The sequence below is a fragment of the Billgrantia desiderata genome, from assembly GCF_900108215.1.
Lineage (GTDB): Bacteria > Pseudomonadota > Gammaproteobacteria > Pseudomonadales > Halomonadaceae > Halomonas > Halomonas desiderata.
This window is the reverse complement of record NZ_FNVC01000041.1, coordinates 1-12,644: the sequence shown is the minus strand read 5'-3', so window position 1 is coordinate 12,644 and position 12,644 is coordinate 1. Positions and strand designations below refer to the sequence as shown.

The following is a 12,644-nucleotide window of genomic DNA, read 5'->3' as shown; positions in this document are numbered from 1 at the left end:
CGCGAGATCCTCAAGCGCGGCAGGGGGCGCAACATCCAACGAGTCACCGAGGAGCTGACACCGGTCCTGCGGGGCTGGGCCAACTACTTCTCCCTTGTTGATGTGAAGCGTCCGCTGGAAACGCTGGATGGTTGGATACGTCGCCGACTGCGCTGCGTGATCTGGCGGCAGTGGAAGCGCCCGCGGACCCGGTGCCGCAAGCTTCTGGCACTGGGGCTGGACGACTATCGAGCGTGGAAATCAGCGGGGAATGGGCGAGGCGCCTGGTGGAACGCCGGGGCCTCGCACATGAATCAGGCCCTGCCAAGGAAGTGGCTTGATGGACTGGGCTTGATCTCGGTACTTGATACGGTAAGAGGGCTAAGCCGTTCTTCATGAACCGCCGTATACCGAACGGTACGTACGGTGGTGTGGGAGGGCGCCGGGGGTGACCCCGGCCCCTACCCGATTCTCGTCATGACTGGCCGCAGGGTTCAGCCGCCGGGCCACCTGCCATGCTCCTTCCACTTGGCCAGCAGTGCGGGCAGGTGCTTCAGCTCGGCGCTTTCCACGACCTCGACCCGTAAGCCCTGTCGACGCTGCAGTTCGGTTAGGTGCTGCTTGGTCCGGTCGAACTCGCCGCAGGCGAGCAGCACGCGGGTCGCCGAGAGCCCAGCGGAGTGATCGAGAATCTCGTGCAGCCGTTTCAGGCCCTGCTCGAGGCAGGCCTCTGCACCAGGGCGGGCAATCAGCCATTCGACGAACAGGAGCTGGTTGCGTTCGACTGCCAGGCAGTCCGACACCACGGGCTCGTGGTTGTGCTGAACGCTCAGGTCGAGGATGTGGGCCTCGCAGCAGGCGTGGGCCACTCCGGCCTCCTGCGTGCTGAGCCAGGTATATTCGGTAAGCCAGCCGCCGCCCAGGTAGAGGGCGCCATCCAGCGTATCGATGACGACACTGTGCGGGTCGTCGCTCGTCCATTGCAGCAGTTGGGCCTCGCTGAGGACGTTCAGTGCATCGGTGACGGGAAAGTGTGGGGTCGCCCGCAGCCGCTGACGCTCGCCCCCAGGCCGCAGCCGTGCCCCCGAACGCGGATCGGCTGTCATCACGCCATCTCTGCCATGCACCATGTCGTGCAGTTCACCGAGCAGGCCGGCCAGGCGGTCGGCATGATGGGCAAGATAATACGTAAGGGGCTTGCGGAGTTGGCAGGCGTCGCGCCAGGCGGCACCGTCGGAGAGTGCGCGTACCCGCTTGCGCCCGTTGGCCTGCAGGTAGCGGTCGACATCCAGCACCGGCTCGATGGCCATGGCCTCGGGCCGTCTGTCGGCGCTGTCGCAGGCCATGCGGTAAAGCACTCCTGCGTGGGGGTCCACGTAAAGCCAGTCGGCCGAGCACTGCTGCATGGCTTGCTGGAACAGCAGGGCGGTCATGGTGCCGCAGCCGCCCAGGTCCAGCGTCACCGAGAGGTTCGGCTCGTCGAATTGCTCCTGATAGAGACTCTCGGCCAATTCGTGGGCATAAATGGCGCAGCGCATCGGGTCCTGGGTGGCCAGGCTGGGGCATACCTCCACCTGCGTTTCGCCGCACATTTCGTGACGCAGCAGGATGGCCAGACGTTCGGCGGCCTGGGGGGATGTTTGGCACGGCACCAGCACGACCCGCTGTGGGCGCAGCTGCAGTATCGGGATCAGGCTCACTTCGGGGCGCTCGGTCACTAGCGCGACGTGCAGGTGTGACATGGGCTCGCTCCCTCGCACTTCTCCTTGCAGATTCCTACAGGCTACATCCGAGCATTCCCCGATGTCGCCTATGGCGGCAAAAAAACACGCCGGCCACTTGGGCCGGCGTGGGCGGAACCGATGAGGACTTACACCTCCTTGTAGAGCTCCGCCCCTTGCTTGCGGAACTTCTCCGCCTGCTCCTCCATGCCTTTCATCACCGCATCGGCGTCGCCGGTGAGGCCGTGCTCGGCGGCGTAGTCGCGCACTTCCTGGGTGATCTTCATGGAGCAGAACTTGGGCCCGCACATGGAGCAGAAGTGGGCCACCTTGGCGGAGTCCTTGGGCAGCGTTTCGTCGTGGTACTCGCGGGCGGTGTCCGGGTCCAGGCCGAGGTTGAACTGGTCCTCCCAGCGGAACTCGAAGCGCGCCTTGGACAGCGCGTTGTCGCGGCGCTGGGCGGCCGGGTGGCCCTTGGCCAGGTCTGCCGCGTGGGCGGCGATCTTGTAGGTGATGATGCCGGTCTTGACGTCATCCTTGTTGGGCAGGCCGAGGTGCTCCTTGGGCGTGACGTAGCACAGCATGGCGCAGCCGAACCAGCCGATCATCGCCGCGCCGATGCCGGAGGTGATGTGGTCGTAGCCCGGGGCGATGTCGGTGACCAGCGGACCGAGGGTATAGAAGGGCGCCTCGTCGCAGTACTCCAGTTGCTTGTCCATGTTCTCCTTGACCAGGTGCATGGGCACGTGGCCGGGGCCTTCGATCATCACCTGCACGTCGTGCTTCCAGGCGATGCGGGTCAGCTCGCCGAGGGTCTTGAGCTCGGCCATCTGTGCTTCGTCGTTGGCGTCGGCGATGGAGCCGGGGCGCAGGCCGTCACCCAGCGAGAAGGCCACGTCGTACTGCTTGCAGATCTCGCAGATCTCCTCGAAGTGGGTGTAGAGGAAGCTCTCCTGGTGGTGATAGAGGCACCACTTGGCCATGATCGAGCCACCGCGGGAGACGATGCCGGTGACGCGCTTGGCGGTGAGCGGCACGTAGCGCAGCAGCACGCCGGCGTGGATGGTGAAGTAGTCCACGCCTTGCTCGGCCTGCTCGATCAGGGTGTCGCGGAACACCTCCCAGGTGAGGTTCTCGGCCACGCCGTTGACCTTCTCCAGCGCCTGGTAGATCGGCACCGTACCGATCGGCACCGGCGAGTTGCGGATGATCCACTCGCGGGTCTCGTGGATGTTCTGGCCGGTGGAGAGGTCCATGATGGTATCCGCACCCCAGCGGATGCCCCAGGTCATCTTGTCGACCTCCTCCTCGATGGAGGAGGTGACCGCCGAATTGCCCAGGTTGCCGTTGATCTTCACCAGGAAGTTGCGGCCGATGATCATCGGCTCCGACTCCGGGTGGTTGATGTTGCAGGGAATGATGGCGCGGCCGGCGGCCACTTCGGCGCGTACGAACTCCGGGGTGATCTCCTCCGGCAGGCGGGCGCCGAAGCTCTGGCCGGCATGCTGATGGCCGAGGATGCGCTCGACCTCTGCCGTACCCAACGCCTGGCGGCGCTGGTTCTCGCGGATGGCGATGAACTCCATCTCCGGCGTGATGATGCCCTGGCGGGCGTAGTGCAGCTGAGTGACGTTCTTTCCGGGTTTGGCGCGGCGCGGCGTGCGGCTCAGGTCGAAGCGCAGCTGGGCCAGGGTCGGGTCGTTGGCGCGACGCTTGCCGTACTCGCTGGTGGGGCCGTCGAGGAACTCGGTATCGCCGCGCTCCTCGATCCAGGCGCGGCGCAGCTCGGGCAGGCCGCGGCGCAGGTCGATCTCGGCCTGCGGGTCGGTGTAGGGGCCGGAGGTGTCGTAGACCAGCAGCGGCGGGTTCTCCTCGTCGGCGCCGGAGGTCTTGGTCGGCGACAGCGAGATCTCGCGGAAGGGCACGCGGATGTCGGGGCGCGAGCCCTCGACGTAGAGCTTGCGCGAGCCGGGCAGCGGCTGGATGGCGGCCTCGTCGACCTTGGCGGTCTCGGCGAGGAAGTGGGCGGTCTTGCTCATGGTGGGGATCCTTGGTGCGTTGTTGTCGGTGAATCAGAGGCTGCGGTCGAGCCCCATCTGCCAGAAATCGATCTCGAGCCGGGTGGCATCGCGGAACACCTCGACGAGCTCGTCGAAGCGTGCCGGGGCGACGTCGGCCAGGCGGGCGTCGAGCCATGCCAGTTCGGCGCGCATGGCGGCCTGGAACTCCTCGCCCTCGTACATGGCGATCCAGGCGTCATAGGGGTTGGCGTTACCGCGCAGGGTGTTCGGCTGGGCGCCCAGCCAGTTGGCGATCTCGCCGTAGCCCACCAGGCAGGGGGCCAGCGCCACGTGCAGGTCGAGCAGGTCGCCGCGGTTGCCGGTGTCGAGCACGTAGCGGGTGTAGGCCATGGTGGCCCGCGCCTCGGGCAGCGCGGCCAGCTGCGCCTCGGTGATGCCCCATTCGCGGCAGTAGCCCACGTGCAGGCCGAGCTCCACGTCGACGATGGCCTTGAGCCCCTCATGGGCCTGGCGCAGGTCGGCCAGGGTGCGGCTCTTGTAGGCGGCCAGCGCGTAGGCGCGGGCGAAGTGGATCAGGAACAGGTAGTCCTGCTGCAGGTAGTGGCGAAAGGCGCCTTCGTCCAGGGTGCCGGTGCCCAGGCCGCGGACGAAGTCGTGCTCGACGTAGGCACGCCAGTCGTCGTGGCAGGCGCGGGTCAGGTCGGTGAAGCGATAGCCCATCTTGCCTCCGGGTGTGAACGGATCCGGAGCGGGGGCGAAGGGGGAAGAGTGGGGCAGGGCTGAAGCAGGAGGAACTGGTGCCTGGCCACCGCTTGATTCCTACGCCGGTACGAGCCGGATCAGGTTCAACGGGCCCCGCCGTGACGACGCGTCTGCAGCAGACATGTCGTATGGCGATCTCAGCCGGTTCCACCGGCACCCCGTCAAGCGTTGTGGCCAGTCTAGCAGGTCGGCGGCCGCTTTCCAGCCATGCGTGCCACTTGGTTCATTCCAACCGCACATCGAGCCGTTCGAACCAGGCCTCGCTCTCGGGCAGCGCCAGCTCGCTGGCGGGCTGCCCGCTGGCGTACCACGCGCGGGCGTTGCGCAGCTGCCAGCGACGCCTGCCCTCATCGATTTCGATGCCCAGCCGCAGCGGCCCGAAGCGGGCGAAGGCGCGACCGGCAAGCTGGGAGTCGCGCAGGGCGAGGTTGGCCAGCAGTTCCAGGCGCCCGCCGGCCTGCACGGCGAGGTTCTCCAGCCGTACGGTGTCGTCGTTCAGCATCACCCGCGCCTCGCCCTGCACCTCGCCGAGGGTGAGTCGCTCGCGCAGCCAGCGTCGTTCGCGGGCGGCATCGACGAGCAGGTTCACCAGCAGGCCGCTGTCGCGCATGGCCAGTTCGAGCCGGGCGTCGAGTTCGAGTGGCCGCTCCCAGCGCATGCGTCCCTCGGGCAGCTCGAGCCGCGCCCACCAGCCGTGGCTGAGGCTGCCGCCGGCGTCGGCCAGGCGCACGCCGTCGAGACTGAGCCGCGAGCCGGAGACGTCGAAGTCGAGGGTTTCCAGGTCGCCGTCGGCGAGCCGGGTCTCCAGGTGCAGAGCGCCCTCGAGGGTCTGCTCGTGCAGAGCGAGCCGGGCATCCGGCGCGTGCAGCGCCAGCCGGCCGCGGGCACGCGTGCCTTCGAGCTGCAGATGGGTGGCGAGGCGTGCCTGGCCGCCCAGCAGCTCGATGGCGCCGCCCTGGGGCAGGTAGTCGTTGAGCGCGGCCAGATCCGGCGCCACCAGGTGAGGCAGATCGATGCGCGTACTCAGTTCGCGCAGCCCTTCGGGCAGATCGAAGTGGCGTGCCCGGCTGTGCAGGTCCAGCAGCCGGCCTTCGATCAGCGCGCCACCGTCGGCCTGGCGGCGCAGGCCGAAGCGGGGCAGCGACAGGCTGAGCTCGGCGCCGGGGTCGCCGACCGTGACGATCAGCGAGCCGTCGCCGAAGGCCTCGTAGTGCAGGAAGCGGGCACCGAGCCGCTCGGAGTGAACGCGCAGTTGGCTGCCGGCCATGGCTTCGCCGTCGGCGAAGCGCAGGTCGGCGCTCAGGCGCCCGCCGCCCTGAATCGCCAGGCCGTGCTCGTCGGGCAGAAAGGCGTTGAGAAAGCCGAGCCGGTCGAGCAGGCCGTCCAGCCGCAGCGTGCCGGAAAGCGGCCGCCGCGGCGCTTCGCTGGCTGGCCAGTCGAAGCCGCCCTGGAGCCTCGCCTGGCGAACCGCCAACTGGGTACGCAGGGGCTCGCCGCCATTCGTTGCGGCGTTCAGGATCAGGCGGCTGCCGGAGAGATCGAGGTGCTGGCGGGCGGGGTGAAGGTCGCGCAGCACGAGGCTCACGTCCAGCTCGCCGTCGAACGCTTCCTGCAGCAGGCGGCCACGAATGGCATCCCCCGTCAGGGTAGCCCGTCCCTGGGCACGCTCCCCGGTAATCACGAGCTCCCCATCGCTGGCGGCCCGGCCGGCGTGCAAGCGTAGCGGTGCCGCCTGGGGCAGGTAGGCGCCGAGCACGCTGACGTCGGGAATGCGCGCGCCGCGCCAGGCGATCTCGGCGGTGGTGGGGCGCGCCGTCCGAGGGCTCGCCGCGGCGCTGGCGGCAAGCGCGAGGCGTTCGGCCTGGAACAGCCGGCGACCGTCACTGAGTCGGGTGAGGTCCACCTCGCCGAAGACGAGTTCGAGGCTGGCCTCGGGGTGGGGCTCGCCGGGGCCGAGCACGAAATGCGCGCGGCCGTCGCCGCGGGCGTGAAAGCCGAGCAGGCGTGCGCCCAACGCTTCGGAGTAAACGTCGAGCCGGCTGCCCGGCAGTGGCTGCCCATTGCGCACCTGGAGCGCACCATCGAGCCGGCCGCCACCCTCCAGGGCGAGGCCGCGCCCATCGAACAGGCCGCTGAGAAAGGGGTCGAGCACACCGAGATTGGCGACGTGGCCGGACAGTTCCAGCTCCGCTTGCCATGGCGTTTCGCCATCGCGCAGGGCGTCGTCATCCCATGCGCGCCAGGCCAGCGGCGAGTGAAAGCGGGCGACGGGCAGTTCGAGGGCGGTGACCAGTGGCTGCGCCTCGCCTGGGGCGGCCGCCTCGAGCTCGAATTGCGTGCCGGAAACGTCCACTGCGCCACCTTCGACGTCGAGTGCGACGATAGGCAGGTGCAGGCCCAGTCGGCCGCTCAGCGGCTGCTCCCCGAGGCGCACCGAGATGGCCTCGCCATTGAGATCGAAACCGCCGGTGAGGCGCTCGGCGTCGTAGCTGAGTCCGCCTTGCAACCTGGCCGTGCCCCCTTCCAGCGTCAGCGGTACCGGAGGCGGCAGGTAACGCTGGAGGGCGGCGATGTCGAATGCCTCGGCGTTGCGCCAGTGCAGATCGGCACGCTGCAGCTCGTCCGGCGGAGCATACAGGCGCAGCGCGGGGGTCTCCAGCACCAGCCGGAACCCTTCACCACCGAGCAGGGGGCGAGCCGAGGCCGCGGGCGAGGGCTGCGGAGTCGCCTCGCCCATCTCGATGTCGTCGAGTTCAAGCGCCAGGCGTGCGCTCTGTGCCACCTCGACCTCGACGGCGCCGGAGCCGTCGATGCGGTAGAGCGCTCCTGCTTCCAGCCAGTGGCGCTCGTCGAGCCGCACGCTCAGGCGAGGGGAGTCCAGACGCAGACGGCTGCCCGGCAGCACCTCGCCGCGCTCGATGGCGATGTCGCCGGTGAGATCGCCGCGTCCGTCGATCTCGAGCCAGCCCAGCGCCGCAAGGTAGGGATTGAAGACGTCGTAGGCGTCGCTGCGTCCGGCCAGCGTGAGGGTGCCGGAGACGAAGCGTGTCGCCTCGCCGCCGGGGTGCTCGGCCAGCCTCAGCGGTGCCAGGCGCAGGTCGGCGTCAAGCGTTACGCCTTCCACCAGTGCGGTGTCGTCATGCAACACCGTGCCCTCGTCCAGCTGCAGCGAAACGCGCTCGGCGCCGATCTCGCCGGCGCGCCAATGAATGCCGGCCAGCTCCAGGTTGCCGCTGCCCTGCAAGCGGTAGGCGTCGAGGCCGGCCTGGCGGATGCCCTCGGCTTCCAGGGTATGGATGCTGACTTCACGGTCGAGCAGGGGAGTGAGGGCGAAACGCAGGCTGGCGCGTTCGGCCGCCAGCGTGAAGCGCCGCTCGGCGGTGCGGCCGGCCAGGTGCAACTGGGTGACCTCGAGGTGGCCGGGGAAGAGCGTCCAGGCACGCTCCCACTCGAGCGAGAGACGCGGCGAACGCTCGAGCTGATCGCGGCCCCAGGCGCTGGCGAGCAGGGCATTTGCGGTGGCGAGATAGAGCGCGTAGAGCAGTACCAGAAACAGCACGAGCCAAGTCAGCGCCTTGAGCGGCCTGGGCAGGATCATGGATGGCGTACTCGTCCTTGAGGCATTCACCCCCCTGCGTATGAACGGCGGCGGCGTTCAGTAGAGCCGAAACTCCCGGTGGTTCGGCACGCCCTGTTGTTCCTCGATCACCTTGCGGTAGCGCTTGTACTCCCACTGGTACTGGGCCGGGTCCAGGGCGATGGCGTCTTCCACGCAGGCGTTGACGCCGGTGGCCGACTGCTCCTCGTCGGTGGCGTAGACGCGCTCGTCGGCGGCGAGGAAGTGGATGGCGAAGCCGCGCCCGGGAATGCGCCGGGCCACGCCGGTGACGACCCTTGCGTCGGTGCGTGCCACCAGCTTGGGCAGAAGGGTCGCGGTGTAGGCCAGGCGATGGTAGAAGGGCGCGAACACGCCGCTGCCCCAGTTGGGCTCCTGGTCGGGCAGGATGCCCACCGCTTCACTGCGCTTGAGCGCCTTGAGCAGGGCGGCGACGCCGCGCGGGTTGGTCGGCACCAGGCTTGCGCCCATGCGCTCGCGCCCTTGCCGGATCACCGGATCGAGTTCGGCGATCTTGGGCGGCTCGTACATGGCGGTGAAGGGAAAGTGGCTGGAGAGCCAGAAGTTGAGCACCTCCCAGTTGCCGAAGTGCGGTGCCAGCACGATCACGCCGCGCCCCTCGGCGCGGGCTTCGTCGAGCAGTTCGCGGCCGTGGATCTCGAGAATCGAGTCCTCTACCCGCTGCGGCTCGCCCATCCAGGCGAAGCCCAGCTCGAGCATGGTGGCGGTGGAGTGGGTCAGGCTCTCCCGGGCCAGCCGGCGGCGCGTGGCGGCATCCTGTTCGGGGTAGACCTCGGCGAGATTGATCTCGGTGACCTCGCGCTCGCGGCGGCTGAAGCGATGCACCAGCGGGCCGGAAACACGTGCCAGGCGCCACAGCATGGCGGGGCGACGCCCGGCCAGGGAGCGCCACAGGGCGGCGATGGCGCGGCCTTGCAGGGTGGCGGAGGGGGGCTGCGACTCGCTCATGGTTCAGATCAGCCAGGCATCCACGTTGTCGGGCTCGCGATGCTCCTGCAGGCGCTTGATGCCCTTCACGCAGCGCACCACCAGCCATACCACGGCCAGCAGCCAGGTCACGAAGCCGATCATCACCAGGGTGAGCACGCCGGAGATGGCAAAGTAGAGCACGGAGAGCCAGAAGGTACGGATCTGGTAGCGGTAATGCTCGTCGAACCAATGGGGACCCTGGCCGCGATAGACATAGGCGATGACCACGCCGACGATGGCCGTCAGCCCACCGCTGACCACGCCGGCCAGGAGCAGGGCATAGACGACGATAGGTAGGGTGATGTCGGGAGTGCCGTTCGGTTCGATGACGCTGCGGCTATCGGGGCTGTCGTTCATGGGCCATCCAGTCAAACACGGTTTGCCCCAATGATACCGGTCACGCGCGTCATTGCCAGCGGGGCCACTATTCCAGCGTTTCTTTCAGTGGCCGGCTGAGTTCGAGCAGGTTACCGTCGGGGTCGCGCAGATAGATCGATTCGATGGGGCCGGTGGCGCCCTGGCGTGAGACCGGGCCGAGCTCGACCTCCACGTCCAGCGCCTCGAGGTGGCGCTGGACCTCGTCCAACGGCAGCAGGCTGCGCAGGCACAGATCCAGGCTGCCCGGGGTGGGTGTGGCGGCACGCGGCTCGATGTCGGTCGCCGTCCAGTGCAGGCGCAGGGCGATGTCGCCGAGCAGCAGATCGACTCGCTCACGATCGCGATAGCGCACCTCGAGCCCGAGTACGCGAGAATAGAAATCCACGGCGCGGGAGATGTCGGTCACGGTGATGACCAGGTGGTCCAGACCTGACAGCATTGCCGGCCTCCTCGTTGTGAAGTGTTTTTTCGTCAGGCCATGAAGGATACGACGATGCCGACCTGCCCGCTATGCGCTTGCCCGCATTCGCGCCATTTTCATCGCGATGCACGACGCGACTACTACCGCTGCGACAATTGCCGGCTGGTCTTCGTGCCGCCTGAGCAGCGTCTGTCGCCCGAGCAGGAGCGGGCGGTCTACGACCAGCACCAGAACCGCCCCGACGACCCCGGCTATCGGCGTTTCCTGTCGCGCCTGTTCGAGCCGCTGCAGCACCGGCTGGCGCCGGGAGCCAGCGGCCTCGATTTCGGCGCCGGCCCCGGTCCGACGCTGTCGCTGATGTTCGAGGAGGCGGGCCACCCGATGGCGATCTACGACCCGTTCTATGCGCCGGACGCCAGCGTGCTCGAGCGCCGCTACGACTTCATCACCGCCACCGAGGTGGTGGAGCATCTGTTCGCCCCCGGGCGTGAGCTCGCGCGGCTGGCGGCGCTGCTGCCCTCGGGCGGCTGGCTGGGGCTGATGACCAAGCGGGTAACCGGCGAGGAGGCGTTCGCTCGCTGGCACTACATTCTCGACCCCACGCACGTGTGCTTCTTCAGCGAGGCGAGCTTCGAGTGGCTGGCCGCGCAGCTGGGCATGAGCGTCGAGTTTCCCGGCGCCGACGTGGCCCTGCTGCAGAAGAAGTAATTCGGGCTCTCCTGGCCTGTCTTGCTGTTTTTCCGATCTGGAATGGTGAATTGTTCTGGCCGAGAGGTGGGGATGGGATTAAGCGTTTGACACCGGCGCTGTCAGGCGTATGATTCGCGCCGCCCCACCCAAGCGTTGGCCGTTCGAATGCCAAACGCCAGGGCGATGGGCAGCGTTCCACGGCGTTTTCTGCCATCTTTCTCCCTTTACATTCTTCGGTTCTGTCGAGAGGCGCGCTGATGTCGCGGCAACTGCTGGCCATGGCCCTGGCTCCCCTGCTGGGTCTCTTCATCCTGGGTATCGGTAACGGCTTCCTGGCCACGCTGATCACGCTGCGGCTCGACGCTGCCGGCGAATCGCCGGTCGTGATCGGCTGGGTCTCCTCGGCCTACTTCATCGGCCTGGCGCTGGGGGCGATGTTCAACGACCGGCTGCTGTTGCGCATCGGCCATATTCGCGCCTACGGCAGCTTTGCCTCGCTGGTGGCGGTCACGGTGCTGCTGCAGGCATTGATCTTCGACCCCTGGGCCTGGTTCGGCCTGCGCCTGATCGGCGGCTGGGCCACCGTGGGGGTCTATCTGGTCATCGAGAGCTGGCTGCTCACCTCGGGCGATCAGAAGGTGCGCGGCAGGCTGCTCGCCCTCTACATGATCTCGCTGTACGCGGCCGGTGTGCTCGGTCAGCTGCTGCTCGGCGTGACCGATGCCATGGGCGAGGCCGCGCCGTTCATGGTCATCGGCATGCTGGCCTCGCTGTCGGTGCTGCCCATGGCGATGATTCCGCGGGTTTCGCCGCTGATCGAGCACGCCGAGCCTCTCTCGCCGATGCGACTGATCGTCATGACCCCCACCGGGGTGATGGGCAGCTTCGGCTCGGGCCTGGCGGTAGCCGCCGTCTACACGCTGCTGCCGCTCTACCTGCAGCGCATCGGCCTGACGGTGGCCCAGGTCGGCCAGATGATGGCGGTGGTCATCCTCGGCGCCATGCTACTGCAATATCCCATCGGGCGCTGGTCCGATCGTCATGACCGGCAGATCGTGCTGATCATGATCGGGGCCTTCTGTGCCCTGATCTCGGTCGGCATGCTGTTATTGCCGCTCCACACCTGGGTGCTGGCGGCGCTGCTGTTCCTGCTGGGTGGCGGTGTCTTCGCCCTTTATCCCGTGGCGGTGAGCCATGCCGCCGACCGCGCACCGGCCGGGGCGCTGGTGCGCATGAGCCAGGGCCTGCTGCTGATCAACGCCATCGGCTCGACGGTCAGCCCGCCCCTGATTTCACCGGCCATGGCCTGGGTGGGCGATGCCGGGCTGTTCTGGGCCTTCGGCGCTCTGGGGCTGTTCCTGGTGGCCTTCTTCACCTGGCGCCGCAGCGTGCGCCCGGCGCCGGTACCGGTGGCGCCGTTCTCGCCCAATACGCCCATGTCGCCGGTGGGTGCCGAGCTCACCGTCACCGAAGAGTTGGTGCAGGGGGCCATCGGGCATGAGCATGTGGAGGACCTCTCCAACGTGGTGCCTGAGGTGGAAGTGGCCGAACCCCTGGTCGGCCCACCGCCGCCGGACGAGCCGCATATCGTCTTCTATCACGGTGAGGATGACGTGGCGTACGGCGACCAGGAAAAGGAAGCGCTCGACAGCGACGCCCGACGCTGAAGCCCCGGCCACCGCCCCATGACGCCCGATGCTCTCGCATCGGGCGTTTTTTTGGTGCGCCAGGCATGGCGCGCAGCGCCCGACGGGCGCTGTTTCCGAGGGTGGTGCCTCGGAATGACTTGGGGGTGAAAGTCCCCTACGGACCCTGATAGCGGGAACCGTTAGCCGAACAGCAAGGGTGTCCGTCGCGAGACGGAATCTGAAGGAAGTTGGAGGCAAACTCCCGGCCCGACGAACAGAAATCGCATACGAGGCTGTCGCCACCTGGGCGAGAGGGCCAAGAAACTCGAAGCCCAATAGCTATCCGGAAGGGGCGGCAGTAGATGCGGCGGGTGTATGGGAGGAAGGTCGCGCGTCTTACCCTGGGAGGTCTGATGGTCTGCCACAGTGCTACCGGCG

10 protein-coding genes and 1 riboswitch are annotated in these 12,644 nt (G+C 67.8%); of the genes, 3 read left to right on the top strand and 7 right to left on the bottom strand.

Going from position 1 to position 12,644, the window contains the following annotated elements; genetic code table 11:
- A partial coding sequence (locus C4S71_RS21915) for a group II intron maturase-specific domain-containing protein (RefSeq protein ID WP_304481848.1) occupies positions 1-378 on the top strand: 378 nt, incomplete at its 5' end.
- 95 nt (positions 379-473) lie between these two features.
- On the opposite strand, the gene C4S71_RS21910 is transcribed toward C4S71_RS21915, so the two are convergent.
- The 7 genes from C4S71_RS21910 to C4S71_RS21880 form a co-directional block, all read right to left on the bottom strand.
- Positions 474-1,721, bottom strand: coding sequence for a PDDEXK family nuclease (locus tag C4S71_RS21910; protein WP_103970556.1), 1,248 nt, complete (start codon positions 1,719-1,721; stop codon positions 474-476).
- A 128-nt stretch (positions 1,722-1,849) separates the two neighbouring features.
- On the bottom strand, positions 1,850-3,739 hold the full coding sequence (gene thiC / locus C4S71_RS21905) for a phosphomethylpyrimidine synthase ThiC (protein WP_103970555.1): 1,890 nt from the start codon (positions 3,737-3,739) through the stop codon (positions 1,850-1,852).
- 33 nt (positions 3,740-3,772) lie between these two features.
- Complete coding sequence (gene tenA / locus C4S71_RS21900; RefSeq protein WP_103970554.1) at positions 3,773-4,441, bottom strand: thiaminase II; 669 nt, start codon at positions 4,439-4,441, stop codon at positions 3,773-3,775.
- Positions 4,442-4,520: 79 nt separating this feature from the next.
- Positions 4,521-4,654: riboswitch (TPP riboswitch) on the bottom strand.
- Between the two features lie 52 nt (positions 4,655-4,706).
- Complete coding sequence (locus tag C4S71_RS21895; RefSeq protein ID WP_103970553.1) at positions 4,707-8,081, bottom strand: hypothetical protein; 3,375 nt, start codon at positions 8,079-8,081, stop codon at positions 4,707-4,709.
- 57 nt (positions 8,082-8,138) lie between these two features.
- Positions 8,139-9,068, bottom strand: coding sequence for a lysophospholipid acyltransferase family protein (locus C4S71_RS21890; protein WP_103970552.1), 930 nt, complete (start codon positions 9,066-9,068; stop codon positions 8,139-8,141).
- Positions 9,069-9,071: 3 nt separating this feature from the next.
- Positions 9,072-9,446, bottom strand: coding sequence for a DUF4870 family protein (locus C4S71_RS21885; protein ID WP_086511184.1), 375 nt, complete (start codon positions 9,444-9,446; stop codon positions 9,072-9,074).
- Positions 9,447-9,513: 67 nt separating this feature from the next.
- Positions 9,514-9,906, bottom strand: a complete 393-nt coding sequence (locus C4S71_RS21880; protein WP_086511183.1) for a VOC family protein — start codon at positions 9,904-9,906, stop codon at positions 9,514-9,516.
- A gap of 54 nt (positions 9,907-9,960) precedes the next feature.
- Between C4S71_RS21880 and C4S71_RS21875 the strand changes: the two genes are divergently transcribed.
- Together C4S71_RS21875 and C4S71_RS21870 are read left to right on the top strand one after the other, a co-directional pair.
- Positions 9,961-10,596, top strand: a complete 636-nt coding sequence (locus C4S71_RS21875; RefSeq protein WP_103970551.1) for a class I SAM-dependent methyltransferase — start codon at positions 9,961-9,963, stop codon at positions 10,594-10,596.
- A 239-nt stretch (positions 10,597-10,835) separates the two neighbouring features.
- A complete protein-coding gene (locus tag C4S71_RS21870) occupies positions 10,836-12,245 on the top strand; it encodes an MFS transporter (protein ID WP_086511181.1) in 1,410 nt (469 codons plus the stop codon).
- The last annotated feature ends 399 nt before the right edge of the window (positions 12,246-12,644 follow it).

Excerpts from the sequence above, each read along its gene's own strand:
- C4S71_RS21875 (WP_103970551.1), top strand. The coding sequence starts at position 9,961 with ATGCCGACCTGCCCGCTATGCGCTTGCCCGCATTCGCGCCATTTTCAT.
- C4S71_RS21880 (WP_086511183.1), bottom strand. The coding sequence starts at position 9,906 with ATGCTGTCAGGTCTGGACCACCTGGTCATCACCGTGACCGACATCTCC.
- C4S71_RS21895 (WP_103970553.1), bottom strand. The coding sequence starts at position 8,081 with ATGATCCTGCCCAGGCCGCTCAAGGCGCTGACTTGGCTCGTGCTGTTT.
- C4S71_RS21910 (WP_103970556.1), bottom strand. The coding sequence starts at position 1,721 with ATGTCACACCTGCACGTCGCGCTAGTGACCGAGCGCCCCGAAGTGAGC.
- C4S71_RS21870 (WP_086511181.1), top strand. The coding sequence starts at position 10,836 with ATGTCGCGGCAACTGCTGGCCATGGCCCTGGCTCCCCTGCTGGGTCTC.
- thiC (WP_103970555.1), bottom strand. The coding sequence starts at position 3,739 with ATGAGCAAGACCGCCCACTTCCTCGCCGAGACCGCCAAGGTCGACGAG.
- C4S71_RS21890 (WP_103970552.1), bottom strand. The coding sequence starts at position 9,068 with ATGAGCGAGTCGCAGCCCCCCTCCGCCACCCTGCAAGGCCGCGCCATC.
- tenA (WP_103970554.1), bottom strand. The coding sequence starts at position 4,441 with ATGGGCTATCGCTTCACCGACCTGACCCGCGCCTGCCACGACGACTGG.
- C4S71_RS21885 (WP_086511184.1), bottom strand. The coding sequence starts at position 9,446 with ATGAACGACAGCCCCGATAGCCGCAGCGTCATCGAACCGAACGGCACT.